Annotated in this window: 29 protein-coding genes; 10 read left to right on the top strand and 19 right to left on the bottom strand. The window is 58.5% G+C overall.

Annotation, left to right across the window (positions count from 1 at the left end):
• Nucleotides 1-44 precede the first annotated feature (44 nt).
• From J2129_RS12390 to J2129_RS12380, 3 genes are read left to right on the top strand one after another with little or no spacing between them, the layout of a single operon-like run.
• Nucleotides 45-521, top strand: a complete 477-nt coding sequence (locus tag J2129_RS12390; protein ID WP_209631152.1) for a MarR family transcriptional regulator — start codon at nucleotides 45-47, stop codon at nucleotides 519-521.
• Entirely contained in the window at nucleotides 493-1,908 is a 1,416-nt protein-coding gene (locus J2129_RS12385) for an MATE family efflux transporter (RefSeq protein ID WP_209631151.1), read from the top strand. Before J2129_RS12390 ends, J2129_RS12385 begins: the two co-directional genes overlap by 29 nt.
• 55 nt (nucleotides 1,909-1,963) lie before the next feature.
• On the top strand, nucleotides 1,964-2,845 hold the full coding sequence (locus tag J2129_RS12380) for a PHP-associated domain-containing protein (protein WP_245320776.1): 882 nt from the start codon (nucleotides 1,964-1,966) through the stop codon (nucleotides 2,843-2,845).
• Here J2129_RS12380 and cls read toward each other — a convergent pair.
• Complete coding sequence (gene cls / locus J2129_RS12375) at nucleotides 2,831-4,276, bottom strand: cardiolipin synthase (protein WP_209631150.1); 1,446 nt, start codon at nucleotides 4,274-4,276, stop codon at nucleotides 2,831-2,833. The genes J2129_RS12380 and cls overlap by 15 nt on opposite strands.
• A 408-nt stretch (nucleotides 4,277-4,684) precedes the next feature.
• On the bottom strand, nucleotides 4,685-5,212 hold the full coding sequence (locus J2129_RS12370) for a RimK/LysX family protein (RefSeq protein WP_209631149.1): 528 nt from the start codon (nucleotides 5,210-5,212) through the stop codon (nucleotides 4,685-4,687).
• 70 nt (nucleotides 5,213-5,282) lie between these two features.
• On the opposite strand from J2129_RS12370, the gene J2129_RS12365 reads away from it, so the two are divergent.
• The 5 genes from J2129_RS12365 to J2129_RS12345 all read left to right on the top strand — a co-directional run bounded on the left by J2129_RS12365 (nucleotide 5,283) and on the right by J2129_RS12345 (nucleotide 9,291).
• Nucleotides 5,283-5,747, top strand: coding sequence for an LEA type 2 family protein (locus tag J2129_RS12365; protein WP_209631148.1), 465 nt, complete (start codon nucleotides 5,283-5,285; stop codon nucleotides 5,745-5,747).
• 55 nt (nucleotides 5,748-5,802) lie between these two features.
• Complete coding sequence (locus tag J2129_RS12360; protein ID WP_209631147.1) at nucleotides 5,803-6,624, top strand: hypothetical protein; 822 nt, start codon at nucleotides 5,803-5,805, stop codon at nucleotides 6,622-6,624.
• A 41-nt stretch (nucleotides 6,625-6,665) separates the two neighbouring features.
• Nucleotides 6,666-6,929, top strand: a complete 264-nt coding sequence (locus J2129_RS12355) for a pro-sigmaK processing inhibitor BofA family protein (RefSeq protein ID WP_209631146.1) — start codon at nucleotides 6,666-6,668, stop codon at nucleotides 6,927-6,929.
• Between the two features lie 463 nt (nucleotides 6,930-7,392).
• Entirely contained in the window at nucleotides 7,393-7,722 is a 330-nt protein-coding gene (locus J2129_RS12350) for a DUF3795 domain-containing protein (protein WP_245320774.1), read from the top strand.
• 1,206 nt (nucleotides 7,723-8,928) lie between these two features.
• Nucleotides 8,929-9,291: a hypothetical protein gene (locus J2129_RS12345; protein ID WP_209631145.1), complete on the top strand. Its 363-nt coding sequence runs from the start codon at nucleotides 8,929-8,931 to the stop codon at nucleotides 9,289-9,291.
• A 537-nt stretch (nucleotides 9,292-9,828) separates the two neighbouring features.
• Here the strand turns inward: J2129_RS12345 and J2129_RS12340 are convergent.
• From J2129_RS12340 to J2129_RS12330, 3 genes are all read right to left on the bottom strand, one after another.
• A complete protein-coding gene (locus J2129_RS12340) occupies nucleotides 9,829-10,113 on the bottom strand; it encodes a hypothetical protein (RefSeq protein WP_209631144.1) in 285 nt (94 codons plus the stop codon).
• A 91-nt stretch (nucleotides 10,114-10,204) separates the two neighbouring features.
• Nucleotides 10,205-10,540, bottom strand: coding sequence for a hypothetical protein (locus tag J2129_RS12335; RefSeq protein ID WP_209631143.1), 336 nt, complete (start codon nucleotides 10,538-10,540; stop codon nucleotides 10,205-10,207).
• Nucleotides 10,541-10,570: 30 nt separating this feature from the next.
• Entirely contained in the window at nucleotides 10,571-10,930 is a 360-nt protein-coding gene (locus J2129_RS12330) for a hypothetical protein (RefSeq protein WP_209631142.1), read from the bottom strand.
• Nucleotides 10,931-11,839: 909 nt separating this feature from the next.
• Here J2129_RS12330 and J2129_RS12325 point away from each other — a divergent pair.
• Nucleotides 11,840-12,166 (top strand): hypothetical protein, encoded by a 327-nt coding sequence (locus J2129_RS12325; protein ID WP_209631141.1) that lies wholly within the window; start codon nucleotides 11,840-11,842, stop codon nucleotides 12,164-12,166.
• Between the two features lie 439 nt (nucleotides 12,167-12,605).
• On the opposite strand, the gene hxlB is transcribed toward J2129_RS12325, so the two are convergent.
• The 14 genes from hxlB to J2129_RS12255 form a co-directional block, all read right to left on the bottom strand.
• Nucleotides 12,606-13,223, bottom strand: a complete 618-nt coding sequence (hxlB, locus tag J2129_RS12320; RefSeq protein WP_209631140.1) for a 6-phospho-3-hexuloisomerase — start codon at nucleotides 13,221-13,223, stop codon at nucleotides 12,606-12,608.
• Nucleotides 13,224-13,277: 54 nt separating this feature from the next.
• Nucleotides 13,278-13,691 (bottom strand): Fe-S cluster assembly scaffold protein NifU, encoded by a 414-nt coding sequence (nifU, locus tag J2129_RS12315; RefSeq protein WP_209631139.1) that lies wholly within the window; start codon nucleotides 13,689-13,691, stop codon nucleotides 13,278-13,280.
• Between the two features lie 17 nt (nucleotides 13,692-13,708).
• Complete coding sequence (locus tag J2129_RS12310) at nucleotides 13,709-14,857, bottom strand: cysteine desulfurase family protein (protein WP_209631138.1); 1,149 nt, start codon at nucleotides 14,855-14,857, stop codon at nucleotides 13,709-13,711.
• A 12-nt stretch (nucleotides 14,858-14,869) separates the two neighbouring features.
• Complete coding sequence (locus J2129_RS12305) at nucleotides 14,870-15,229, bottom strand: DsrE family protein (protein ID WP_209631137.1); 360 nt, start codon at nucleotides 15,227-15,229, stop codon at nucleotides 14,870-14,872.
• 9 nt (nucleotides 15,230-15,238) lie between these two features.
• Nucleotides 15,239-15,481, bottom strand: a complete 243-nt coding sequence (locus J2129_RS12300; protein WP_209631136.1) for a sulfurtransferase TusA family protein — start codon at nucleotides 15,479-15,481, stop codon at nucleotides 15,239-15,241.
• A gap of 1,767 nt (nucleotides 15,482-17,248) precedes the next feature.
• Complete coding sequence (locus J2129_RS12295) at nucleotides 17,249-17,908, bottom strand: amino acid ABC transporter permease (protein WP_209631135.1); 660 nt, start codon at nucleotides 17,906-17,908, stop codon at nucleotides 17,249-17,251.
• A gap of 12 nt (nucleotides 17,909-17,920) precedes the next feature.
• Nucleotides 17,921-18,676 (bottom strand): amino acid ABC transporter ATP-binding protein, encoded by a 756-nt coding sequence (locus tag J2129_RS12290; protein WP_209631134.1) that lies wholly within the window; start codon nucleotides 18,674-18,676, stop codon nucleotides 17,921-17,923.
• A gap of 4 nt (nucleotides 18,677-18,680) precedes the next feature.
• The gene (locus J2129_RS12285; RefSeq protein ID WP_209631133.1) at nucleotides 18,681-19,355 is read right to left on the bottom strand and encodes an amino acid ABC transporter permease; all 675 of its coding nucleotides are present in this window, start codon (nucleotides 19,353-19,355) and stop codon (nucleotides 18,681-18,683) included.
• Nucleotides 19,356-19,505: 150 nt separating this feature from the next.
• A complete protein-coding gene (locus J2129_RS12280; RefSeq protein ID WP_209631132.1) occupies nucleotides 19,506-20,309 on the bottom strand; it encodes an ABC transporter substrate-binding protein in 804 nt (267 codons plus the stop codon).
• Between the two features lie 838 nt (nucleotides 20,310-21,147).
• Nucleotides 21,148-22,647 (bottom strand): sodium-dependent transporter, encoded by a 1,500-nt coding sequence (locus J2129_RS12275; RefSeq protein ID WP_281069804.1) that lies wholly within the window; start codon nucleotides 22,645-22,647, stop codon nucleotides 21,148-21,150.
• A 183-nt stretch (nucleotides 22,648-22,830) separates the two neighbouring features.
• Nucleotides 22,831-23,499, bottom strand: a complete 669-nt coding sequence (locus J2129_RS12270) for an amino acid ABC transporter permease (RefSeq protein ID WP_209631130.1) — start codon at nucleotides 23,497-23,499, stop codon at nucleotides 22,831-22,833.
• 1 nt (nucleotide 23,500) lies between these two features.
• Nucleotides 23,501-24,256, bottom strand: coding sequence for an amino acid ABC transporter ATP-binding protein (locus J2129_RS12265; RefSeq protein ID WP_209631129.1), 756 nt, complete (start codon nucleotides 24,254-24,256; stop codon nucleotides 23,501-23,503).
• Between the two features lie 3 nt (nucleotides 24,257-24,259).
• Nucleotides 24,260-24,937, bottom strand: a complete 678-nt coding sequence (locus J2129_RS12260; protein WP_209631128.1) for an amino acid ABC transporter permease — start codon at nucleotides 24,935-24,937, stop codon at nucleotides 24,260-24,262.
• Nucleotides 24,938-25,061: 124 nt separating this feature from the next.
• A complete protein-coding gene (locus J2129_RS12255) occupies nucleotides 25,062-25,844 on the bottom strand; it encodes an ABC transporter substrate-binding protein (RefSeq protein WP_209631127.1) in 783 nt (260 codons plus the stop codon).
• A 170-nt stretch (nucleotides 25,845-26,014) separates the two neighbouring features.
• Between J2129_RS12255 and J2129_RS12250 the strand changes: the two genes are divergently transcribed.
• Nucleotides 26,015-26,512: a metallophosphoesterase gene (locus J2129_RS12250; RefSeq protein WP_209631126.1), complete on the top strand. Its 498-nt coding sequence runs from the start codon at nucleotides 26,015-26,017 to the stop codon at nucleotides 26,510-26,512.
• Nucleotides 26,513-26,525: the final 13 nt, after the last annotated feature.

The raw sequence follows: 26,525 nt of genomic DNA, 5'->3' as shown, positions 1-26,525 counted from the left end.
TGCGTACGCAACTATTATCCCCTGTCAACACCCATGAGATACTCATGCACCTCTCCCCGGAAACGCCACCACTCGGGGCCCTCGTCTCGGTCATCCACCGAACCCACGACATGATCATCAACGAACGGATGAGAGCGTTCGGCCTCTCGTCAGGGCAACTCTTCACCCTCATCCACCTCGCCCACCAGCAGGGAGTCACCCAGGAAACCCTGGCCCGCCGCTTTCACGTCGACAAAGGCACCACCGCACGGGCGGTGCGGAGGCTGGAAGACACCGGGCACATCATCAGGACCACCGATCCAGACGACCGTCGGGCAGTCAGGATCTTCCTGACCAAAAAAGGGGAGGAGATCATCCCTGAGATCATCAGGATCGATCGAGAATGGGAGAAGGACGTCTGCGCCGGGCTCACCGACGAGGAGCAGCGCGCCGTCTACACCCTCCTTCAGACCATCGCCAGGAACAGTATCACCATTACCCAGGAAAACGAAGATGCACGCCACAGAAACAAAACACCCTGAACAGACCGGCACCACAAGAGGCGTCTCCGTCCTCACCGGCGATCCGAAGAAGGCGATCATCAAACTCTCAGGCCCGATGATCGTGGCGATGTTCCTCCTCTCGGTCTACAACCTCGTCGACGCCGTCTGGGTGGCAGGCCTCGGGAAAAACGCCCTTGCTGCCGTCGGGTTCGTGACCCCCCTCTTCATGGTCTTCATCGGCCTCGGGAACGGCCTCGGCGCCGGGGTCACCTCGACCATCTCCCGCCGGATCGGTGCACACGACAAGCCAGGCGCAGACAGTGCGGCCATGCACGCCATGGTCCTGACCATCCTCCTCTCGGCGGTCATGACCCTCCCGCTCATCCTCCTTGCCGGCCCGATCGTCGCCGCCCTGGGCGCCGGCGAGACCACTGACCTGGCGGCGACCTATGGGAGCATCGTCTTCTCTGGGACGATCTTCATCCTCTTCACCAACATCGCCTATGCCGTTCTCAGGGCCGAAGGGGACACCAGACGGACAATGTACGCCATGGCCGTCTCTGCAGTCGTCAACATGATCCTCGACCCCATCCTCATCTACTGGGCCGGGATGGGGATCGCCGGCGCCGCCTGGGCCACCGTCATCTCGGTCGCCCTCGTCTCCCTCGTCCTGCTCTACTGGTTCCTCGTCAGGAGGGACACCTATGTCACCCTCTCGTGGAAGGGCTTTTCCTTTGACCGGGGGATCTTCACCGACATCCTCAAGGTCGGGCTCCCGGCAAGCATGGAATTTTTCCTGATGTCGATCATCGTCATCATCATCAACGGCCTCCTCGTCCATGTCGCCGGCACCGACGCCGTCGCCGTCTACACCTCTGGGTGGCGGGTCGTGATGTTTGCGATCATCCCCCTCATCGCCATCGCGACCTCGGTCGTCTCGGTCGTCGGCGCCTCCTATGGGGCACGGCGGTTTGAAAATCTCAGGACCGCCCACACCTTCTCGGTCGGGCTCGGGGTGGCGATCGCCCTCGCGGTCAGCGCCATCACCTGGGTCTTCGCCCCGGTGATCGCCCTCATCTTCACCTACTCGCCTGAGAGCGCCCTCCTTGCCCCGGCGATCGTCGCCTTCCTCCAGACGATGTGCTTCTTCTACCCCTTCGCCCCGCCTGGCATCATGTCGGGGGCGGTCTTCCAGGGGACCGGGCGGGGGATGAACTCGCTCGTCCTCAGTCTGCTGCGCAACCTCGTCTTCACCGCCGTCTTCGCCTACCTCCTCGCCCTTCCCCTCGGGCTCGGCGAGGCAGGGGTCTGGTGGGGGATCGTCATCGGCAACGTCCTCGGCGGGATCGTCGGCTACGGATGGGCGCGGGTCTTCATCTCCCGCCTCCTCAGGACAAGTGAGAGAGGAGGGGAGGCGGCCACCTGAGCGGTGCACCGACCGCGACCTTCATCACCCCGCGGCGGGCAGAGGAGATCACAGGATGACGCAGATCTCACAGATGGTCACCCATGCCCGCCCCGACTTCGCCGCCCTCAGGGAGGCAGGGCTGATGCCGGTGGACATGCACACCCACACCCTCCACTCTGACGCTCCCATCAGGGTCAGAGACGCCCTCCGCAAGGCCGAAGACCGGGGGTTCGGGCTTGCGATCACCGACCACAACGGCGTCGGCGGCGTCCTGGAGGCGCGGCGTCTCGGTACGCGTGCGATGGTCGTCCCCGGGATCGAGGTGAGTGCCTGGGACGGCCCGCATATCCTCATCTATTTTTACGATATCCATGACCTGGAAGATTTTTACGAGAACCATATCAGGGACGCACTGAGCAAGAACCCGTACCTTGCCACCCGCCTCATGACCGAAGAGGTTCTGGAGCGGGCCGCTGGCTACTCCTGCGTCGTCTCGGCCGCCCACCCATACGGCTACCTCCTCTTCAACAAGGGCGTGCAGAAGTGTATCGACCGCGAATATCTCAACCCTGCGGCCCTCTCCGAGTTCGACGCCGTCGAAGCCCTCTGCGGGGGGATGGGAAGAGGACAGAACGAGAAGGCCGCCGCCCTTGCGAGGGACAGGGGACTCGGGGTCACCGGCGGCACCGACGGCCACCTCCTCTCTGACCTCGGGAATGTGGTCACCTGCGCCGATGCCGCGGACGTGGGGGGGTTCCTCGACGCCGTCGCCAGGCGGGAGACGAGGATCGTCGGGCTCGAAAAGAACACCCTCGAAAAATGTACGACGGCCGTCGGGGTTCTCCCACAGTACCTCCCGTACCTCGGCCCCTCTCTCGCGGTCCACTGGCACCAGAACCTCCCCCGTCTCCTCCGCATCCCATCGCGGCTGAAGACAGGGTTAAAGCACCCCTGAGAAGAGGCGGAAGACCGACTCCTTGGCCTTCACCCGCCGAGACCTGGCCACATAGCGGGCGGGCGTCACCTCGGTACAGTCGGCGAGGTCGGCCTCGAAGGCGGCTTTCAGTCGCCCGGCCACCCTTCGATCGTAGATGAAGGCGTTGGCCTCGAAGTTCAGGCGAAAACTCCTGATATCCCAGTTGGCGCTCCCCACCGAGGCCGCGACCCCGTCGACGACGATGGTCTTGGCATGGAGAAAACCGGCGTCATAGGTGTAGGCCCGCACCCCGGCGGCGACGAGATCGCCGATGTACGAATATGTCGCCCAGTAGACAAAGGGGTGGTCGGGTTTGCACGGGATCATCACCCGCACGTCGACGCCAGAGAGGGCGGCGACCGTGAGGGCGTCAAGCACGCTCTCGTCAGGTACAAAGTACGGCGACTGGACATAGACCGACTTGTGTGCCGAGGAGATGAGCTTGAGGTAGCCCTTCTTGATCTCTTCGCCGAGCGAGTCTGGGCCGCTTGAGACGACCTGGACAAGGACGTCGTCTGGATCGTCGCAGGCAGGGAAGTAGCGGCCCTCAAACCCGAGGTCGGCGCCGGCGGCATAGTTCCAGTCCTGGAAGAACCTGAGTTGCAGGAAGGAGACGGCCTTCCCGGCGATCTTGAGGTGGGTGTCTCGCCAGGGACCGAGGTGCGGGTCTTCGCCGAGGTACTCGGTACCGGGATTGAACCCCCCGATGAACCCGACGTTCCCGTCGACGACGGTGATCTTTCGGTGGTTGCGGTAGTTCACCCTGAGGTTGAAGGGGAGGTAGCGCAACGGGAAGAAACTCGTCACTTCCCCGCCTGCATCGGTCAGGGGTTTGAAAAACTTTTTTGGAAGTTTCCGGCACCCGACAGCGTCGTACAGCACCCGCACCTTGCATCCTTCTGATGCCTTCTCCGCGAGCGCCGAGACCGTCTGCCTGCCCAGCCGGTCGTCCCTGATGATATAATACTGGAGATGGATATGGTCGCGGGCCGCCTGGATTGCCTCGAAGAGGGTCGAGAACTTCTCGGCGCCGCCGGTGTAGACCTCCACCTCATTACCCGGACAGAGGGCCGCCTTGGTGTGGCGGAACAGCATGGAAGCAAGGGGCCGGAAGCCCCCGAGACGGTCGTTGAGCGGGGAGTCGCCGGTGGTCATCCATGCCTCCTGCTCCCTGAGGATCCCCCTCAGCACCTGGTCGTCCTTTTTTTTTTTGAGGATGAAGAGCCGTTCTTTGTAGAGGTTCTGACCGAGGAGGAGGTAGAGGACGAACCCCAGCGCCGGGATGAAGACCAGGACGATGATCCAGGCACGGGCGGCGGCCGGGTTTTTCTGCTCGAAAAAAATGATCAGGAGGGCACAGAGGGCGTTGAGGACGAGCAGTCCGGGACAGACGGTCCCCGGTCCTTCCATATCGCACCCCCTCTCCCTTCATAGAGACAAGAACCTCATCAGCCTTTTGCCGGGGAGGGCTCAGGCACCCCCCTCGTCGCAGAAGATAGAGGGAGGAGAGGAGAATAGGATGAATATTTGGCTCTGTAGGCCCTGTAGATACCCACACCTGTTGTTTGTAGGAAGGAGTGTGAATCGAATGCCTTCGAGGTCATCCCAAAACTCTCCTGGGGTGTCCATCTCCTCGAACCGAAGCGCTTCCTTCCAGAAATTCTAAACCCTTACCTCCACCGGAGGGCGGCACGCACCCCCACCAGAGAGAGCCATCAAGAGGATCTCTACAGAGCCCCAAGTTTCAAGAGAACCCCCGGCACCAGCGTGGGAGGGCGATGGACCCATGTCCTCAAGGCTCCATGCAGACCATAAAACTCAGACAAACCGAAACTCCCACAGCCTCTTCCCCGAGATGGTGCGGGCGTCGAGGTGCTCCATCTCATGGGCAAAGGTGAACGCCGCCGAACCCTCGAAGGTGAGGTCGTCGCCTGGCACCTCTTCGGTCGACACCTCACACCTGCCCGGGTCGACCCGCACCCGTACCGCCCGGCGCACCCTGAGACGCACGCGGGAGGGGCGGACGACGAGGAGGCGTTCTGGTTCTTCTCCGCACTTCTCCAGCCTGGCGACCGCCCCCTCCTCGTTGAGGATCTCCGGGTCGACGAGGAGATAGATCTCCTCGATGGTCGCCCCTCGCCCTCCGTCCTCATACACCGTTGTCTTTTTCACGACCGAGACGGCCCTGAGCCCTTCGACCGCGTAACTCCAGGCACCACCAAAACGCAACGAGAAAAAGACCGGGAGGAAGGCTTCAGCTGGAAGAGCGAACCGTTCGGCAAGCTTCCACTCAGCACCGAGAAAGGCCAGCACCCTGAGGGTCTCGTTGTCGTCATCCCTCTCCATAATCAGTGCAGACCCAGGGGAGGCAGAGCAGATAAATACCCCCCCACCCATCCACAGGCAGAGGGAGATGATGAGACTCGCACCACTCATAGTTATTCTCGTAAGTGCCGTTTTCATCGCAGGATGCACCTCAGAACCACCCGTTGGGCCACCTGAGGTCACCGTCACCGACATCGCCGTCAGTGACCTCAGCCTGGAGAGCATGGACCTGGTGGTCTTCCTTGCCGTGGACAACCCCAACCCCATTGAGATAACGATCGGCAGGGTTGAGATGGACGTGTCCTACTCAAAAGACAGAGCCGAGGTGCTGCTCGGGTCAGGAACTGCAGGGGCGATCACCGTGCCAGCCTCCAACCAGACCGAGGTTACGGTCCCGATCACCATGGACAATGCGGCCATGCTCTCTGCAGCCGCGGTCCTGCTCCTCTCCGGAGAACTCGAAGTGAAGGTAGAAGGCATAGCGACCGTCGATGCAGGCGTCGCCTCGTTCGACGTGCCTTTCGAGAAGACAGAGAAAGTATCGGTGCGGGACTGAACAGGCACCGCGCACCGGCACCAACCCTTTTTTGTACGCACGCCACCCTGCCACCATGCATCCAGTGAGCGGGATCGCCCGACCTCTCGATGTCTCCTACCTGACAAACCGCGCGATTGCCATCTTTTCCCTGGCGATCGTCGTCATCATAACAACGACGACGGCCTTCAACGGTGTCGGGATCGTTGAGTCGATGATTTCAGGCGCCGCCTCGGGCCTGGTCGTTTTCCTCGCCTGGGCGCTCGGTCGGGAGGTCGATCCCGACCATGACCTCTCCGCCCTGTTCGCAGCGGCACTCATGGCCGCCGCACTCTTCTCTGTCCTGCCGCTCCCTGACCTCGTCACCCCCCTCTGGCTCCTCCTTCTCCTGCGGCTCGTGAACCGGACGACCGGTCGTGCGGCAACACCCATAGACGTCGCGGTCATGCTCATCCTCACCCTCTGGCACCTCTGGCAGGGGTTTCTTATGGCCGGGCCCATCGCGGCCGCGGCCCTCCTCATCGACGGAACATTGAGGGGACCCGCCCCCCATCGCATCCCCGCCGCAGGCATTGCACTCGCGGCCGCGGCGGGTGCGCTCTTCGCCGAGCGGGAGACCGCGATCACGATACCTCCCCTCACGGCTGGCATCGTCACCGCCGTCGTCGCGACGGTGCTCTTCCTTCTGGTGATTGCCGAGTCATCAACCATCCGTACCTCAGGCGACAGCGGAGGAAGACCACTGGACGCCGGCAGAGTGAGGGCGGCGCAGGCCCTCGCCCTCGCGACGGCACTCATCACCCTCCTCTGGAAGAGCGGAGCGCTCGTTCCCCTCTGGGCCGCCGTCCTTGCTGCCGGAACCTGGCAGGTCATGCTGATGATACGAAAAACCAGGTGAGAGGACCACAACCTATTTATCTATCATGCCAAGGTAGAGGCATGCTCGGACCAATCATCGGGATCCTGCTCGCACTTCTCGTAGCATTGCTTCTGTTCTATTTTGTGAGAAAGGGGATCGCCCTCGTGATCAATGCCATCGCTGGCATCGTCATCCTCTTCCTGATCAACCTCTTCAATGTGATGAGCCTCTTTGGGCGGCCCGACATCCCGATCGACATTATTACTGTAGTCATCAGTGCCCTTGGCGGGATCATCGGCGTGATCATCGTAGTGATCCTCCACCTCCTCGGGATACCCCTGTGAGAGGGGACGTGAAATTGTGGCCCTGCAGAATTCGTCATGAACCCCGGGCTCACGCATATGGGATGAAAATTTCATATTGCAGATCTTCTGGACGTGGAAAGACCTTTGAGCCTTCTCCTCGTGACAGGGGAACGGCCAGAAATCGAGCATCGTGCCTCCCCCACCTATCCTCTCTCCGCTCTCTCCGTGAAGGGTCTGGGGGGCCACGCCCCCCGACACAAGAGGGGGGCGAAGATTCTACAATATGGGCAGCATGCCAGATCATCCCGCTTTCCCAATCCCTGGTGCCGGGGGAGCCGCCTCCGGCAAGAAGATGTGGGGAAGCAGGCGAGTCACAGTCACACCTGGACCTGGTGAGAGGTACTACAGAGCCAAAATAATGGATGAAATCCCCATTCAAAATGAATCAAGCAGATCACCCGCCTCCCATTTACTTTCATCCTCCAGTGCATAGAGCGATATATTGGTCAGTCCAAGCGACATCATGGACCAGAGTACCGAGGTCTGCGGGACGATATGTACGGAGTGCGACTATTTCTCCAGATGCGGAGGATGTGGAGCGGTCCAGGGCAGGCCATTCTGGACGGCATCCGTCGGGATCGAGGAGTGTCCGATCTATGAGTGTTGTGTAGGCGAGCGGCACCTCGACCACTGCGGGGAGTGTCCCGAACTCGTGTGTGAGCGGTTCACCCGTTTCAGAGATCCTGATGTAACCGACGAAGAGGCGGCAGCCGCGCTTGAAACGATGAAGACACGGCTTCTCAGAAAAAAGAGGGAAGAGCAGGGTCTGTAGATACTAATATCGATCTCTCAGAGTGATCCTCTGATCACGTGCCTCCCCTCACCGGTACCACTTGAGGGGCTCATCAAGAGGGATTTGAAGACGTTCGCTTCATGAACTCTGTAGAAATCCTCTTGATGAGTCTCTCTGGCGGAGGTGCGTGCCGCCCCCCAAACCCCCCGCCACACGAGAGGTCCGAGGACGGCAGCACTCTCTTTATGGTCATTTATTCTGCCTTCCCGACCATATCGTGGTCCCGGGGGTCCGGGGGCCGCGCCCCCGGCCAAAGGGGTAGGAAGGCGGGCGACACATGTCTCCCCCACACAAGAGGTGAGGGGTTCTACAGAGCCGCTTCATGACCTATTCTGCAGAACCGAATTTTAGCTTTTTTTGGCTCTGTAGAAAGCCCCATAAATCTGTCAGAGCAGCCTTCTGATCATATGGCTTCCTACCTCTTCGCGCTGGGGACTGCACCCTCGGCGAGAGACTATATCGGAAGACGGGAGACACACATTCTCTCCACACAATAGGGAAGGGTCTCTACAAAGCCCTTTTTTCACGAAGAGATCGTCTGGGCCGACACGCCCTTCATTCCAACCTCACCTCTTCTCTCAGGTCCAATCTCACTCCTGGACTCTAAGACTTGCGGGTCTCCTCAACTCACCCCAGCCGTTTTTCCACAAAGATGATCGACAGAGGGCGTGAAGTGTAGTGTCCCCCCTATCCTAATGAGAGGAGTGAGAACAAAGGGCTCTGTAGAAATCCTCTTGATGATGCTTTCTGGCGAGGGGTTAGCCGCTCGAAGATCTCCAGGTCAAGAAAATGCTCCGCACTTCCCGTGCACGAAATAAATATTTCATATTCTTTTCTTCACAGGAAAACTCTGATACCCTGCGTTCTCAAGTTTCCTTCGGTCGCACCTCGAAGATCAGAGATCTTCTCATGTTCGCTCCGCTCACACCCGCCACATATAGCAGGGTCGAAGACTGCAACACCCTCTTTATGATCATTGATTATGCCCTCATGGCCCTATCTTCATCCTGAGGGCCGGGCGGAGCCCCAGGCACTGGGGTAAGGGAAGGCGAGTGAATCACGTTCATCCAAAAATGGGTGAGGGTTTCTAAAGAGCCGAACTAAGATTTCTCATGAGCATCTCATTATGTGCTATCCATTTGGCCTGTTCCTGAGTTATAGCAGTCAATAGAATCCCCACATAGATTGAGCCGCAATCCCAGGGACCTCCCTGAATACCTCCCTTCAGACGAGGAGGCGGCCGAGATCGCGACGGCGTACCTGGAGGAGAAGGGGTTGATGCCCGCGGATGCAGTCCCCTGCAGCACCGAACATGCGCAGATCATCAGCACTGATGAAGACGGCGAGGTCGGCGGCGGCGGAGACGTCACCGGGATCGATCTGGGCTACTACGAGGCGCAGGCCATGGAGGACCCGGCCTACCTGGTGCCGGTGTATATCTTCACCGGCGAGGTGGTGGACGGGAATACGACGACGCCCTTTGTCAGGTATGTCGCCGCCGCCCCAGAGTGCAGGGGAGAGGTGCCGCGGGTTCAAGCGGCATCATGATCTTTTTTGGCCCTGTAGAAACCCTTACCTTTTCTGGGTGCACGCGCGGTTCAACCGCCTTCCCCCATCTTCTCACCAGGGGCGGCGGCACGCCCCCCGCCAAAGAGAACTGTCCTGAGGATTTCTACAGAGCCTTTTTTTAGTAATATTGGCTACATCAAAAACTTTGGTCACTTCCCTCCCGGCAGGGAGCAACTCCCCCTTCACGATTCTCTCCCCAGAAGATGGCAGGAGATGATGGAGGGGAGAGCCTCACCTCTTCGTTGCGCACCCACGCATCCATTACCTTCAGACACCACCGCGCCGGACCCCCAGATGACGATGAAGCCAGGGAGGCACAACCCGCAAACTTGAAGAGAGATTTGCCGTCCTCGACTCTCTCTCATGTGGCGGGGAGCTCGAAGCCCCTCCAAAGATGGTCATCCAGAGGAATCCTACAGGGCCTTTTTCCGTCATCCTCTCTATCATGAGGGGACAAATCAGAGGCTCCAGGAGATCTGAAGAAAAAAAGTCTGAAGAGAGGGGGCCCTCGCCAGGTCACTCCTTCTTCTCGTAGGTCTTGCGCGCCTTCTCGGCCATCTCGTTGACGGCACGCTCCAGCGCCACCCCGGCGTCCCGCGCCTTCTTCTCCAGGTGACTGCGTCCCTCCTCGGTAAGAAAGAGGTGACGGCCAAGAGAGGTCACGTCGCCGACCGCTCTGCGCACCGACTTCGAGGCCTCATCGACGAGGTCGTCCACCGACGGACCCGAGGGGGTCTCCGGTGCCGGTTCCTCGTCCTCGACCCACCGCCCCTTCTCAAAGTGTCCTCCATTCTGAGTCATTGAAGATCGTTTTTCCGCGCATGGGAGATAATACTCGTGCCTGATCTCCCACACCCCAGCAGAGGGGTGGTCCCCCTGCCAGGTAAAAATGTCAGGGCGACGGTCTCTGCGAATGCTTCGCAAGCGCATAGACCCTGGTTGCGATGAGCGCGGAAAATCCGGGAGCTATCATGGAAAAGAAAAGAAGGGAAACGGTGCTGATCATCTCGGCCTGGACCTCCATCCAGATACTGATCAAGATGACGACCCCAATCGAGACTGTGGTGACAAGATAGATCGTCAGGAATATGAGGAGCCATGGATGACTGGTCCTCATCGAGGGCCTGAAGGGCGGATCGGTGAGAAGATAGGCGCAGGCACCAGCAAGGACGCCGGGCATCCATGCCACCCCAAAGTAACCGACCATATGCCCCTGGCACTCTTTCAAGCCAGAACCACAGGAGCATGGAGAAGAGTATCAGTACCGCATACTCCCCGCTTCCCGCCTGGGACTGATATGAACTCGGGATACGAGTGCGACAAGAAATATCAGGAACCCTGCGATGAAAACCCATGGGAAGACGAAGAAGATCACACACGCACGGAGAGGAGTCGGGAGATTCCGGCTGGGGTGGTCGTCCAGCCATCCCACCACCTCACCGCCGATCAAGAGGGCGCCGCAGACAGACGCGGAGAGATAGGCGACGCCAGGAAAAAAGGAGAGGAAAACTCTGTAGAAATCCTCTTGATGAACCTCTCTGGCGGAGGTGCGTGCCGCCCCCCAAACCCCCCCGCCACACGATAGGTCCAAGGACGGAAACACTCTCTTTATGGTCATTTATTCTGCCTTCCCGACCTTATCGTGGTCCAGGGGGTCCGGGGGCAGCGCCCCCGGCCAAAGGGGTAGGGAGGAGGGCGACACACGTCTCCCTCACACAAAAGGCGAGGGTTTCTACAGAGCCGAGAGGAACTCGATTGACCCAAAAAGGACTCCGAGCGAGGTCGAAAGATTTTCAAACGCGAGGACTCTCGCTTCATCAGGCACCCCGCCCATGACTTGCCCAAATCCTCAGAGAATGAGAAAGATCATGACCAGACAGGAGGCAAGAAAGACCGACAGCCACTGAAATGATCGCCTATTTCTCAGGTCGGTCAGAAGAAATGGGATGATAACAGCAGAGGCCAGCATAAGTCCAGTCACCATCGCACCACCACCGCACGGATGAGTATGTGCTGGATACCTGCACATCAAGCACAGAGCACGACCAGGGCCGAGCCGACACCTTCCTCCTCAGGAGGACAGAGAAGACAGTAGCATAGACCGGGAAGAGGAAAAGCCAGCATATTTCGAGATCATAGGCCGCAATGGACACCACCAGGCATCCAGGTCATAAATCACAGGCATTATGATGACCAATTAATTTTTAAACCGCCATAACTCATGCGAAATATATCATGCCGCTGATCTGAATCTCTTCTCTGGGTACATCCCAGAGAGATTGACTCTGGCGTGACCATGGAATCCTCCCAGAGGCAGAACCCCCATATCCCCCACCCGGTCGAACCGATCATTGAAAAAAATGCATGAGACCGAATTATGATCCAAGAATCATACAAAAAGTATAATAACTATCGCCTGTACATGCCCTATCATACGGCACGTCGCCGGTTGTAGCACCCCCTGATCCCAGCCTTCATACCCACTTTTCAGCGTTCACGCCCGGCCGTACCATCTGGTGATATGCACATGGGCAGAGACCCCCTGAAACTGGCACTCCTCTCAGCCTGGGCCGCGGCCAGCGGGCTCTTCGTGGTAGGTGGCGCAGGATACGCACTCACCGGCGACATCTCTAGTTATCTTGACCACATGCACGCCCTCTCGGTGGTCATCCTCCTTCTCGCGGGTTTCACCCTCCTCATATACGCCACCTTCAAGCTCAGGGCCTGGCTTGACCGCCGCCACCGCGAGAATATCGGGATGAATCAGGAGTTCGTCGAACTGAAGCGTTCGGTGGAGGAGATCAGGGAGAGGGTCGAGAGGATCGAGGGAGGCCTGGAGAAGAGAGAGGGATAAAAGAGGGCAGAGGACCGGAGACTACTCGACTTTGTAGAGAGCCTCACCCCTTCTGAGCGGGAGCGTGACTTCACCGCACTCTCTCCCTCATCTCTCCGGAGGTTCATCGAAAACCTGCTATTCCAGATACAAGTGTGAACCAACACCTCTCCTACATCGAGCGCACAGGGAAGGAAAAATGGACGAACATGAAGAATGAGAAGCTGTCCTCGACCCAATTGTGTGGCGGGAGTCCGGGGATGAAAACCCCGGCGCGAACATGGTGGAAGGCACACGATCAGGAGGTTACTCTGACGATCTATGAGGATCTCTCCAGATCCCAATATTCCGAATACCTAAGTATCCTCCAATCGCACAGCAATGATCAGAGATATTCCCGAACTCGTTCCCACCTGACCCCCATGATAACGATGGAGTTGGGGGGGGCAATTCAGACCCCTCACTGGATATTCGCAAGCCGCCCCTTTACCTCTTCAAGACTGCAATGCTTCAACTCCATCAGGGCCGAGAGGGCGGCGTCTGAGAAGATCAGGGCGGCAGTTTCGTACAGCGTCCCGAACGGAGCAAACGCCGGCGAGACCGACCGATACTCCCCGGTGAGCTGGCGGACCTCATACTGTCCCGACGAGGTCCTGATCGGGGGGGTCGAGGCACCCAGGTCCACGACACAGTCGGCCATGCGCCCGAGCTGTGAATCAGGGGTGGCCGTGATAAGACAGATCCGGCCGTCGAGTTCCTTCACAGTCTCGCTGAAGTCGACGACCGAGGTCGTCTCGCCTGATCCTGAGAAGGCAACAAGGGTGTCGCCCTCCCCAAGAGCCGGGGTGATCGTCTCCCCGACTACATAGGCCTCCATCCCCAGATGACAGAGCCGCATCGCAAACGCCCTCGCCACAAGCCCGGACCGTCCCGCCCCGACCACGTAAACCCGGCGTGCCGCAAGAAGGTGGTCGACAAAACCCGCCGCCTGCTCCTGGTCCAGACTGCGAGCCGTCTCCGCCACTTTCTCGGACATCAGGAGCATCAGGTCGATGATGCTGTAGCACTCCTCTGCCATGGATGGATCTTAGAACATACCAGTAATCTTCCTGTCGATCTGGCCCCGGTAAATTCAGGCCTCCACCTCGGCCTCTTTCTTCTTTTTTTTCTCCTGATAATCCTCGATCGCCTCGTGCAGGGCGTCGGCCGCAAGGTTGGAGCAGTGCATCTTCACCGGCGGAAGCCCCTCCAGTTCGTCGGCCACGTCCTGGCGGGTGATCGCCAGCGCCTCATCGAGGTGCTTGCCCATCGCCAGTTCGGTGACCATACTTGCCGTCGCGATCGCAGACCCGCACCCAAAGGTCTTGAACTTGATGTCAGTGATCACGTCGTCCTCGACCCTGATAGTAACCTGCATCAGGTCGCCGCAGACCGGGTTGCCCACCAACCCCACACCGTCGGCGTCCTCGACCTCACCCACATTCCTCGGGTTCATGAAGTGGTCCATGACCCGTTTCGAATAGCCAATCTGTGGCCTTTCCTCCATTCTTCTCACCTCAGAGATCATAACGGGGAGATCCCCCGCAGACGCCCCACCGTCTCGCGCATCGCATCGGCGACATAGCGCACGTCGGCGACGGTGTTCGACCGCCCGAGGGTCATCACCACCGACCCGTGCGCCTGCTCGTGGGTCAGTCCGATCGCAAGCAGGACATGGGACGGCTCCAGTGTCCTGGACGAGCAGGCCGATCCGGTTGCCACCTGGATATCAAAGAAGGTGTCAAGGTTCAGGAGGATACTCTCCCCCTCGATCCTGCTGAACCTGAAACTCGCGTGGTGCGGGAGACGCTCAGTCGGGTGCCCGGTGAGCGCCGCTTCCTCGACCTCCAGGACCTCCCTGATCAGGCGGTCGCGGATCGCCTGCTCACGCCCCATCTCATCGGCCATCTCCCTTGAAGCAAGCCGCGCCGCCTCGCCCATCCCGGCGATGGCAAAGACGTTCTCGGTCCCAGAACGCAGCCCTCGCTCCTGCCCGCCGCCAGGCATCATCGACTGCACCTTCACCCCAGGCCTGATGTAGAGCGCCGCCGCACCCCGCGGCCCCCCGAGATCGTTTCCAGAGAGGGTCAGGAGATCGGTCCCGTCCTCCTGGAGATCGATCGGGATCCGGCCGGCCGCGGCGGTGGCATTCACATGGAGGTACGCTCCCGCCTCATGCACCACCCTGCTCACCTCGCGTATCGGTTCGAGCGTCCCGATCTCGTCGTTCGCATAATTCACCGAGACAAGAATGGTCTCTGGCGTGAGCAAGCCCTCAAGGGCGGCCAGGTCGACGGCGCCATATTCGTCCACCGGGATGAACTCCAGTTCAAACCCCTGTTTCTGGAGATCTTTGGCCGGGTTCATCACCGAGATATGCTCGATCGCACTGACAAGAACTTTCTTGCCCTTCCGCCGGTTTCGCAGCACTGTCCCCCTGATCGCCAGGTTGTTCGACTCGGTCGCACTCCCGGTGAAGACGATGCTCCGCGGGTCGCCGGCATTGACCAGGGCCGCGACCTCTCCTCTCGCCGCCTCCACCGCACGCCGCGTCGAGAGCCCACGGTCATATAATGAGGAGGGGTTGCCGAACTCCTCTTCCAGGTACCGCCTGGCAAAGGCAAGGACACGCGGGTCGACCGGCATCGCCGATGCATGGTCGAGATAGACCATTTGCGCCCCCCCTCAGAAGGTCAGGACCGCATCGGCCTCAAGGGCGAGGTCATTGAGCGTCGCCCCACCGGCGATCACTCCCTCAGGGATGAATTCGCCCCGCGGGATCCCGAGCAACTGCGTGCTCTGCTCGCAGATATAGACCTTCACGCCGGCATCGAGCGCCTGCTGCATCGCTTCTGCAAGGGGCGGGAAGGCCCCGACCCTCACCTTCTCAGCCTCGCCCTGCTTGACGACCATCACCCCCTTGATCATAAAGAAGATCGCCGCCTCGACCCCCATGCTCACCGCCGTCGCCCCGAGGATGAACGGGGCGTACAGCCGTTCAGGCGTATCAGGCCCGCTCGTCTGGACATACACGATCTTTGCCACATTATCACCTCACACCGTTCTCCTGATATAGAAGGTCAGGATCCCCCCGGCCTTCCCAAACCCGACGATCTCGTGCCCGGTCCGCTTTGCCCAGCGGGTGATGTCCTCCTCTGCCGCCGGGTCGTCGGCCTCGACCTTCAACACCTCGCCGACGGCGACCTTCTCGATCTCTTCTTTTGTCCGTGCAATCGGTTCCGGGCAGAAGAGGCCGACGCAGTCCAGTTCCCGTGCTGCGCTCTCCTCCTCAGCCATTCAACCAACCTCTCAGGCAGAATTGTCCTACAATCATCCCGGTCCTGTCCCCCCCATCTCGGGGGCATAGGTGACCGCGGGGGATAAACCTACCTCTGAAGGGGGGTCTGGTGAGGCTGGCGGCAGGATGACCTGAAGGGTCACTTCTGAATATAATGGCGAGAAGGTTCGTTCGATGATCCAGGTGAGTCGAGAATATCTCTGAACCTCGAGTTGCTCCCCGGCGCAAGCATGACTGAATCGCCCTCCCACCGCCTCGTGCCTGGCCCATCCCCTTGAAAATTGGGCTTTGTAGAACCCCTCACCCCATATGGGTGCAAACGTGATTTTCCCACCTTCCCTCATGATCCCCGCCGGGGGGGGCACGCCCTCCACCAGAGAGAGACATTCAGAGAGTTTCTACAGAGCAGAAAATTGAAAATTCTCTCAAGATCGTTCATGCTCCGAGCCATCAGATCCCCAGGACAAAGATTGGAGCAGGAAGGCAACATGGACGACCATGACGAAGGTGTTACCGTCCCCAACCTCTCGTGTGGCAGCATGCCTCCTGCCGGAGAGAATCACCTCAAAGATTTCTACCGGTGGTGAGTCATCCCTCAAATGTCGGACCTTTCGAGACCTTTGATCACGCTCCTCAAGACGAGACAACGGACAGGGACACAAGCCATCACCGCCCCCCGCCTCTCTTCATTCCAGGGGGGCCTGGGGGGTTCCCACCCGTGCGAGATGACAGGAAAAACTCTGCAATGAGGGTGGCACACCTGATCATCACACCTTCCCCCCCCATATGCCCAGGGGGCGCGGCGCCCCCAGACCTCCAGGATTGCGATTGGGCCGGAAAGGCAGAGGAGGGATCATGAAGAGGAGGGTGTCGTTCCCTACGATTTCTTCACACGAAGAAAGAGAGATCCTGTTCAATTGCATCATGGTGCCGACTATTCGTTCTTGATGCACCACTAGTGTCGTGTCATCCCTCAAATGTCGGACCCGGACGCCGCTGATCACGCGCTTCACGCGGGGGCAGCAAGCAAGATCACCACTTCGTCGCCGCCCCACCCCCATCCTCGTCGTAGGGGGTCTCGGGGGTGCAACCCCCAGCGCGAGAGAGAAAAATTCTTAGCTCTGTAGAAACCCTCACTTCTCGTGTGGAAAATGTGTGTCATCCGCCTTCCCATAGCCTCGCGCCGGGGGCGCTGCCCCCGGACCCCTAGGAGGAAGATAGGGGCGGGAAGATATTATGGGAAATTGTGACGAGAGTGTTGCCATCCTCGACCTATCTTGACGCGGGGGGTGCGGGGGGCGGCCAGCACCCCGCCAGAGATAGTCATCAAGAGGATTTCTACAGGGCCAAATTCTTCGTTTTTCTGTGGCCGCAGCACAGATGATCGATGTCCCTCCCCACAGCACATACGCCAGGGGGGTGCTCACGGCCTCCGAGATGAAGATAGGGACAGGATCATGAAGAGGATGATGTCGTTCCCTACGATTTCTTCACGCATTTTCGGCCCTGTTGAAACCTCCACCTCCTCCTGGTATGTGCATGTATCAACTGCCTTCTCACAAGCACACACGCCGGGGGTGTTACCCCCAGAGCCCCACAGGATGACGAGGGGGTCGGGAAGGCAGAATAGATGACCATGAAGAGAGTACTGCCGTCCTCGATCTATCGTGTGGCAGGGTGTTTGAAGAACGGCCTGCCCCCCGCCAGAGAGATTCATCTAGACAATTTCTCCAAAGCCGAAAAAAATGGAAAAAAGATTGAGTCCCTCACACAGGGACGGCGTATTTCTTCTCAAGCCGGTTTGCGACCAGGGTCGTAACCGTGACCAGGAAGAGATAAACGATCCCGACCACGATGAAGGTCTCGTTGAAGGTGAAATACTTTGTCGCCACCAGTTTGCCCGCACCGGTCAGTTCAATGACCGTGATCATGTAGGCCAGAGACGAGTATTTGATGAGATAAATGAACTCGTTGGTCAGCCCTGGGATGGCCCTGCGGAGCGCCTGGGGGAGGACGATATTTTTGACCGCCTGGACGCGCGTCATCCCGAGTGCCTGGGCCGCGATCATCTGCCCCTCCTTCACCGAGAGGAGCGCACCCCTGATATATTCCGAACTATACGCTCCATTACAGAAGATAAACCCGATGATCGCCGCCCACTCTGCCGACGGGAACCTGATCCCGACCGAGGGCAGGCCAAAGTAGAGGATGAAGAGGAGGAGGAGAAGTGGGATCCCCTTGACAAAGATGACAAAGGCCTTGCATGGGAACGAGATGAGACGGGTCCCATAGGTCCTGCCGACCGCAAGACTGATCCCGAGGAGGAATCCGAAGGGAGCTGCCACTGCGATGAGAAGGAGGGTGACCAGCACCCCGTCCCAGAGGGCAGGGAGAAGAACCGTCGTCAGGAATACTATATCATCCATTGTCTCGCCACGTCACTGCTCGTCAAAGTCCTGGAATGTTCCTATGAACTCGCGTGTGCGGGTAAATGCAGGACCTGTCATGAGGTCGGCAGGAGCACCATGCTCCTGGACCTTCCCATGCTCCATGAAGATGATCTCGTTTGCCACCGACCTGGCAAAACTCATCTCGTGCGTCACCACAAGCATCGTCATCCCCTGCCGAGCAAGCGTCTTCATCACCTCGAGCACCTCGCGGGTCAGTTCAGGGTCGAGGGCAGAGGTCGGTTCGTCAAAGAGGATCACGTCGGGGTCCATCGCAAGGGCGCGCGCGATCGAGACACGCTGCGCCTGACCACCTGAGAGTTCGGCAGGATAGTTCTCGGCCCAGTCCTCCATCCCGACCCGACGCAGTTCGGCGAGCGCCTTCTCGCGTGCCGCCGCAGGGTCCATCTTCTTCACCTTCAGGAGGGCGATCTCCACGTTCCGCAGCGCCGTAAGGTGGTCGAAGAGGTAGAAGTTCTGGAATACCATCCCGATCTTCTGCCGGAAATAATTGATACGGTTCCCAGAATGCGTCACCTCCTCCCCCTGCAGGAACACACGACCAGCGTCGGGCTCGGTCAACTGGTTGATGCACCGCAGCAACGTGCTCTTCCCGGTCCCCGAAGGACCGATGAACACCTTTGTCTCACCCTTCTTTACCTCGAAGGTGACCCCGCGGAGCACCTCGCGATCACCATATTGTTTATGGATATCCTCAACACGGAGGATGCAGTCCTCTGAACCCATATCTCTAGACACCTCCTTGTCCAAACCCTGGAATACTGGTCTTCTTCTCCAGCATATGCAGTCCTTTCATCCCCGCATAGTTGAGGACGAGATAGATCCCGGCTGCCGCCAGATAAAGCGGCATCGCGATGTAGGTCTGGGCCACAATCTGCGTCGTCCGTGTCAGGATCTCAGCCACCCCGATCGCATAACATACCGACGTATCGGTCAGCACCGTCGGGTACTCGTTTGACCATCCAGGCAGGGCGATCCGCGCCGCCTGCGGGAGGATGATGCTCCTGATCGCCTGCATCCGCGTCATCCCGAGCGACCTCGCGGCGGTCATCTGCCCCTCGCTGATCGAGAGGATCGCGCCCCTAAAGATCTGGGACTGGTACGCCGCTCCCCTCAACCCCAGGACAACGACGGCCACGTAAAACGGTGCGACATCAAGGTTCAGAGAGGGGAATATGCCAAAGAAGAAGAGGAACAGGAGTACCAGGACAGGCATGCCTCTGAAGAACCAGACATATACCGAAATTATACTCTGGAGCACACGGTTCCCATAGATCTGGCCGAGTGCCATCGGCAGGCCGAAAAGCAGCCCCAGACCAAGGGACGCGAGCACCAGAGCAAGGGTCTGAATGATCCCCAGGACAAGATATGGGAACCATTCCACCAGGATAGTTACAACATCCATGTTCAGTCCCTATAGCCACACAAAGGAGCGGCCATGTTCTATGTGTTCACCAGGAATACAGTATCTCATGGTTATCCGGCATTTCACAAAAGGTTTGGGGTTTAACCCCTCACCCTATCGGTTGCATCGCAACCAGAACAAAGAGATGGCTCAGAGCATCTCGTATTTCTTGAGAAGTTCTTCCCACTTTGGAGAGGCCATCAACTCGTCCAGGCCCTCGTTGACGGTCTGGAGGAGTTCGGGGTCGTCCTTCCTGATCGCCACGCCATAGTTCTCGCCGGTGTAGATCTCACCCACGATATGGAGGGGCTGACCCTGGATCGCGTCGAGGTGCGGGGGCTTATCGTAGACCGTCGCATCGACCTGCCTGTTGTTCAGAGCGGTGATGGCAATCGGGAAACTGTCAAAGTATTTCAGGTCGTCCTTGGACATCGTGCCATTTGCGATGAGGTTCTGTTCCACCCAGTAGGCACCGGTGGTCCCGCGCTGGGCACCGATCACGACCTTGCCAGCCATGATATCCTCCATCGTGATCCCGGAGTCGTCATGGACGGCGAAGGACTGGTTGATCGTCAGGTACGGCTTGGAGAAGTTTACCATCGCAAGACGCTCAGGCGTGATGGTCATGCCAGAGTAGACCATATCGATCTTGCCCTGCTGAAGTGCGGGGATGATCCCGTCCCATTCCATCCCTTTGATCTCGACCTTGAAGCCTTTCTTCTCGGCGATCCACTGGATTGACTCGACGTCAAGTCCAGTGATCGTGCCGTCTTTCTCCATGGAGGCATATGGAGGATACGCCGCATCGACACCAACAATGTATGTAGGGACATCGTCGGCACCGTCGGATCCCTGGTCCTGGTCCGCTGGCGTCGCACCACCCGTACACCCTGCAAAGCAGACTGTACAGGCAAGTATAAGGACCAGCAGACCACCACCCAACTTCATATTCATTCATAAAAAAATAGGGTCGGCCGTGATATATCTTTTATGAATTAGCAAGGGCCTGGACGAATAGAGGAGAGGCCCGAAATACCTTCTATTTTACCCCATGAACTGATACGATCGCACCAGACCGACCCTGCTGCCCCACGCCATTCCTCATCATTCGTGAACGATGGAAAACGCACCTGAGATGAGAGAGGAAGACTCTCAGGCTCGGAGAGCAGGGCAAAAAATCCTGGAGAATTCTCCTGGAGCGGCCCTGTAGAAAGCCTCACCAATTCTCGGTGCGAGCGCGATTCAACCACCGTCCTCCATCTTCTCGCCGGGGGCGCTGCCCCCCGACCCCCAGAAGGGAGATAGGGGCGGGAAGGCATCATGGGCAACTCTGACGAGAGTGCTGCCGACCTCGACATATCGTGTGGCGGGGGGGTTTCGGGGGGCGGCAAGCCCCCCGCCAGAGAGATTCACCAAGAGGATTTCTACAGAGCCGGAATTTGAAAGATCAGTCCTGTAGGAAACCCTCACCAATCCTTAGTATGCGTATGATGCACTCACCCTCCTACCCTTTTGGCTGGGAGCGCTGCCGTCTTTGACCGATCGCATCGCGGCCAACCCACTCAGAGATAGAAATTTTCTTGATGATTCTCTTCGACGGGGAGCGAATGCCCCCCGACCTCCAGACGAAGATAACCAGGTGGGCTGGGCATTCGATGATCGTCCCGCGTGGTGTCCTGGTATACCGAGGGAGCAAGGGGTCACTCACTCTTAAAGAACTCCAACAATTTTCACGCGTATGCCTGAGCCAGGGGCTCATGCCGGATCCTACAGAGCCAATAAAAAAAAGAAATTATTCTGAGGCCTTTTCCTCGACATCCACGCCCTTATGGTTCCGATAGATATAGGTGAGAGCCATCGCAAAAACCGGGAGGAGGATGACCTCAGCCCATCCAACAAGGGTGGCCGCAAGCGGATAGTCACCATAAGGATCAGAAAGGTCGGTGACGATATTGAAGAGCAGGGCCGACCCAAGGAAGAGCGGGACGACGACCCAGATACAGGCGTCCCACCAGCGCCCGGCCTTCCAGTCAGAGAACTGGTTGACAAACTCACGCAGTTTGGGAGCGCCATAGACATACCCGATGGCAAGGGCCTCGGCAAACCCGACCAGAAGGATCAGGAACTGGTTGACATAATTGTCGACGATATCGAGCCAGAGGATACCGGCATCGGTCATATAGATCAGGCTCACCGCAAAGGCTGCGGCGCAGATGACTGCATTGAGACACCAGCGTTCGGTCTTGACATAATCAGAGAGACTGGCGCTCACCGCCTGCACCAGAGAGAAGGACGACCCGACCCCAAGGGTGATGAGCATCGCAAAGAAGAGGATGCCGAAGAGCTCAGGGAGGAACGGGAGCGCACTGATGACGGCGGGATAGGTCACGAACGCCAGTTCGATCCCGCTCCTGACCACCTCAGTCACCGGGACGCCATGCGTGAAGGCAAGATACCCAAGCGTGGAGAAGACTGCAATACCTGCAAAGATCGAGGTGAAACAGTCGGCGATCGCGATGAGCACGGTGCTCTTCACCACGTCGGACTTCTCGCCGAGGAATCGGGAGTATGCGATGATGATCGCCATCCCGATTGACATCGAGTAGAATACCTGGCCATAGGCGGCGATCCAGACGCCTGGATCAAGAAGAGCCTCGAACTGCGGGGTCAGGTAGTAGGAGAGCCCGTCCATCGCGCCAGGCAGGGTGATCCCCCTGAACACGAAGAGAATGATCAGCAGCCAGGGGACGACAACCGTGATCCAGGCCATCTTCTCGACCGACCTGACGCCCTTGAAGATGGAGAGATAGATCCAGATCCAGGCAAGGACCGCACCGGCAAGGACCACCAGGTTCAGGCCGCCGATGGAGAAGAACCCATCAGAGACCTGGAGAAAATCTTCGTAGAAGAACGTAGCCGGGTCGCTGCCCCAGGCCAGGTTAAATGAAAAGCCAAGATAGTCGAAACTCCACGCCACAATCACCGAGTAATAGGTGACGATGAGAAAGGCGACCAGGACCGCAGCCCATCCGATCACACTGTACCACTTGCCCAGCAGACGCTTGAATGCCATCGGCGGGCCTGCCTGGGTCTTGTATCCCACCCCTGTCTCAAGGATGAGGAGGGGGATCCCGACAGTGAACATTGCAATCAGGTAGGGGATAAGGAACGCGCCGCCGCCGTTCTCATATGCGACGTATGGGAAACGCCAGAGGTTTCCCAGACCTATCGCCGAACTGACAACGGCGAGAATGAACATTTTTCGAGAACTCCAACGCTGATTTTCTGCCATAGTACTGAAAAAACGTTTTCAAAGAGGTTTGATTAATGATTTGGTTCTATATTTTCTCTAAATTCTCATAGATGAAGAGATGAATCCTGATTTACAGTGCATATCCCGTCGGCATTTGCAATATAATATCAGCAATATAGATCCCGGTTCCCGCCTAAAACAAGGAGAGAGCGCCAGATGCGCTCATGACCTGACCATGCCCGGGACGGCGGTCCGCTTCTCCAGCCAGTTGACGGCGAGGGTGGCCACCGTGACCATGACCAGATAGAAGACCCCGACCATGGCAAAGGCCTCGAAGTATGCAAAATATTTGGAAGCGATATCGGCACCCGCGCCGGTCAGTTCTGGGACCGTGATCAGGTAAGCCAGGGACGAGTATTTGATGAGATAGATGAACTCGTTTGAAACGCCAGGGATGGCCCTGCGGAGCGCCTGGGGGAGGATGATATTTTTGATCGCCTGGAACCTGGTCATCCCGAGGGCCTGGGCTGCGGTGATCTGCCCCTCCTTTACCGAGAGGAGCGCACCCCTGATGTACTCGGAATTGTAGGCACCATTACAGAGGATGAACCCTATCACTGCCGCGACAAAGGGCTCGAAGACGATCCCGACCGAGGGCAGACCGAAGTAGAGGATGAAGAGGAGGAGGAGGAGCGGCGTCCCCTTGAAGAAGATGACATAGAGTTTGCAGAGGAACGAGAGCAGCCTCCCCCCATAGGTCCGGCCGACGGCGATGCCGGTACCGAGCAGGAACCCGAAGGGGGCCGAGAGAAGGATCAGTTGCAGAGAGATGACCGCTCCGCTCAGGAGAGCGGGGAGGAGGATCTCAAGGAAAAAATCTGCTTCTGTCATCCTAATCAGTCAATGATTCACTGAATGTTCCTATGAACTCGCGTGTGCGGGTAAATGCAGGACCTGTCATGAGGTCGGCAGGGGCGCCATGCTCCTGGACCTTTCCGTGCTCCATGAAGATGATCTCGTTTGCCACCGATCTGGCAAAACTCATCTCGTGCGTCACCACGAGCATCGTCATCCCCTGCCGAGCAAGCGTCTTCATCACCTCGAGCACCTCGCGGGTCAGTTCAGGGTCGAGGGCAGAGGTCGGTTCGTCAAAGAGGATCACGTCGGGGTCCATCGCAAGGGCGCGCGCGATCGAGACACGCTGCGCCTGACCACCTGAGAGTTCGGCAGGATAGTTCTCGGCCCAGTCCTCCATCCCGACCCGACGCAGTTCGGCGAGCGCCTTCTCGCGTGCCGCCGCAGGGTCCATCTTCTTCACCTTCAGGAGGGCGATCTCCACGTTCCGCAGCGCCGTAAGGTGGTCGAAGAGGTAGAAGTTCTGGAACACCATCCCGATCTTCTGCCGGAAATAATTGATACGGTTCCCAGAATGCGTCACCTCCTCCCCCTGCAGGAACACACGACCAGAGTCAGGCTCGGTCAACTGGTTGATGCACCGCAACAGCGTGCTCTTCCCGGTCCCCGAAGGACCGATGAACACCTTTGTCTCACCCTTCTTTACCTCGAAGGTGACCCCGCGGAGCACCTCGCGATCACCATATTGTTTATGGATATCCTCAACACGGAGGATGCAATCCTCTGAACCCATATCTTATGCTCCTTTCCCAAATCCAGGTATGCTGATCTTCTTCTCGACCCGGCCAAAGATCCACATCCCGCCATAGTTGAGGAGGATGTACACCACCGCCGCCCCCACATAGACGGTCATCGGTTCATAGGTCACCGAGACGATCTGGTCGGCCCGAAACAGGATCTCCATCACCCCGATCGCATAGCAGACCGCCGAGTCGGTGAGGAGGATCGGGTACTCGTTCGTCCATCCTGGCAGGGCGATCCTCGCCGCCTGCGGGAGGATGATGCTCTTGATCGCCTGCCCCCTGCTCATCCCAAGCGACCTCGCGGCGGTCATCTGCCCCTCCCCAAGCGACTGGATCGCGCCCCTGAAAATCTGCGACTGGTAGGCCCCAGACCTCAGTCCGAGCACGATGATGGCCACGAGAAAGGGCGAGACGTCGCCAAGTCCCAGCAACGGGAAGACCCCGAAGAAGAAGAGGAACAGGAGCACCAGGTTTGGGAGGGCCCTGAAGAACCAGACATAGACCGATATGATCCCTTTGACCGCCCTTGTCCCGTAAACATGGGCGACTGCCATCGGAAGCCCCATCAGGAGCCCAAGGCCAAGGGCGGCAAGGACAAGGACGAGCGTGATCACTACGCCTTCTGCAAGATAGGGGAGCGACTGGGAGATCACCTCGAGGACACCGGTCACCTGAACTCACCACACTGCAGGGGACCCTGTCCTGTCCTGAACATGGGGGCTCTATTCACGCGTGATATGAGTTGAGCCCCATCATTGAAAAATGTAGAGGAGATAAAGACGCACAAGACCGCGCCTACTCCATCTCGTATTTCTGCTTCAGTTCTTCCCACTTCGGGGATTCCATCAGTTTGTCCAGGCCTTCGTTGATGATGGCACGCAGTTCGTTGTCGTCCTTGCGGACAGCCACGCCGTACTCTTCATCGGTCTGGATCTCACCGAGCATCACGAGGGGTTTGTCCTGGATGGACTCCTTGATGACCGGGACGTCGTACATCACGGCGTCGACCCGCTTGTTCAGGAGGTCGTTCAGGGCGAGTTGAACGTTTTTATAAAGTTGACGGTCGTCTTCAGAGATCTTCCCGGTCTCGACCAGGTGCTGGTCGATCCAGGTGTGGGCGGTGCAGCCGCGCTGGACACCGAGCACGACCTTGCCCTCCTTGACGTCATCAATGGTGAAGTCAGAGCCCTCGCGGACAGCGACAGCCTGGTTGGTGATCCAGTAAGGCTTGGAGAAGTTCACCTTCTCAAGACGTTCAGGGGAGATGGTCATGCCAGAGTAGACCATGTCGATCTTGTTCTGCTGGAGGGCGGGGATAATACCGTCCCAGGCCATAGGCTTGATCTCGACTTCAAAGCCCATCTCGTCGGCGATCCACCGGATCGACTCGACGTCAAACCCGGTGGGCTCCCCCTCAAGGGTCACCGAGGAGTAGGGCGGATAGTCGCCGTCGATGCCCACGATGTACGTTTTATTCTCGTTTGTTGGAGCATCAGCGGCATTACCGGTGCATCCGCAGAGAGCAACCGCCAGAACGACGATCGCTGCTACAAAAGCGGTCAGGATCCTTTTGTCCATAAAATATGTTCAGCGCCCGACAATATATAGCCCTTCTGAAATAGGAACGCCCACAGGCGCATGTTAACCAAAATCAACCCAAGTTAAGGATTTTTGTCCTGCGAGGAGGGGCGCGCCCGCATACACCCACATGTCGCAAGCCCTATGGTGGTCGGCCCCTATCGGGATCTATGCGCATCGGGATCATGGCAGACACCCATGACTGTCTTCCCCTGGTGGAACGGGCGGTTGAGGTGTTGAACAGGGAAGGGGTCGGACTGGTCCTCCATGCCGGGGACTATGTTGCCCCCTTCGCCCTGAAAGTGCTTGAGAGCCTGGAGGCACCGGTGATTGGGGTCTTTGGGAACAATGACGGTGACCGTGAGGCGCTCAGAAAAACTGCGTCTGACGGGGGGAAGGTCGACCTGCGCGGCGATTATGCCAGAACAAAGGCCGGAGGGCTCTGCATCGGGCTTGTCCACGGTCATGACACCGGCCAGATCGCGTCTCTCATAGAGCGCGGCGACCTCGACGTCCTTGTCTCGGGCCACACCCATCACCCGCTCATCGGCCGGCACGGGGGGACGCTGATGATCAACCCTGGCGAGATCTGCGGGTATCTCACCGGGACGCCGACCCTCGCCGTCCTGGAAACGGAGATAAAAGAGGCGCACCTGGTCAGGCTGTGAGGGAGGAGAGGAA

The sequence above is a fragment of the Methanofollis sp. W23 genome, assembly GCF_017875325.1.
Lineage (GTDB): Archaea > Halobacteriota > Methanomicrobia > Methanomicrobiales > Methanofollaceae > Methanofollis.
Note: the sequence above shows the minus strand (reverse complement) of the source record. Positions and strands in the feature narration are given on the sequence as shown.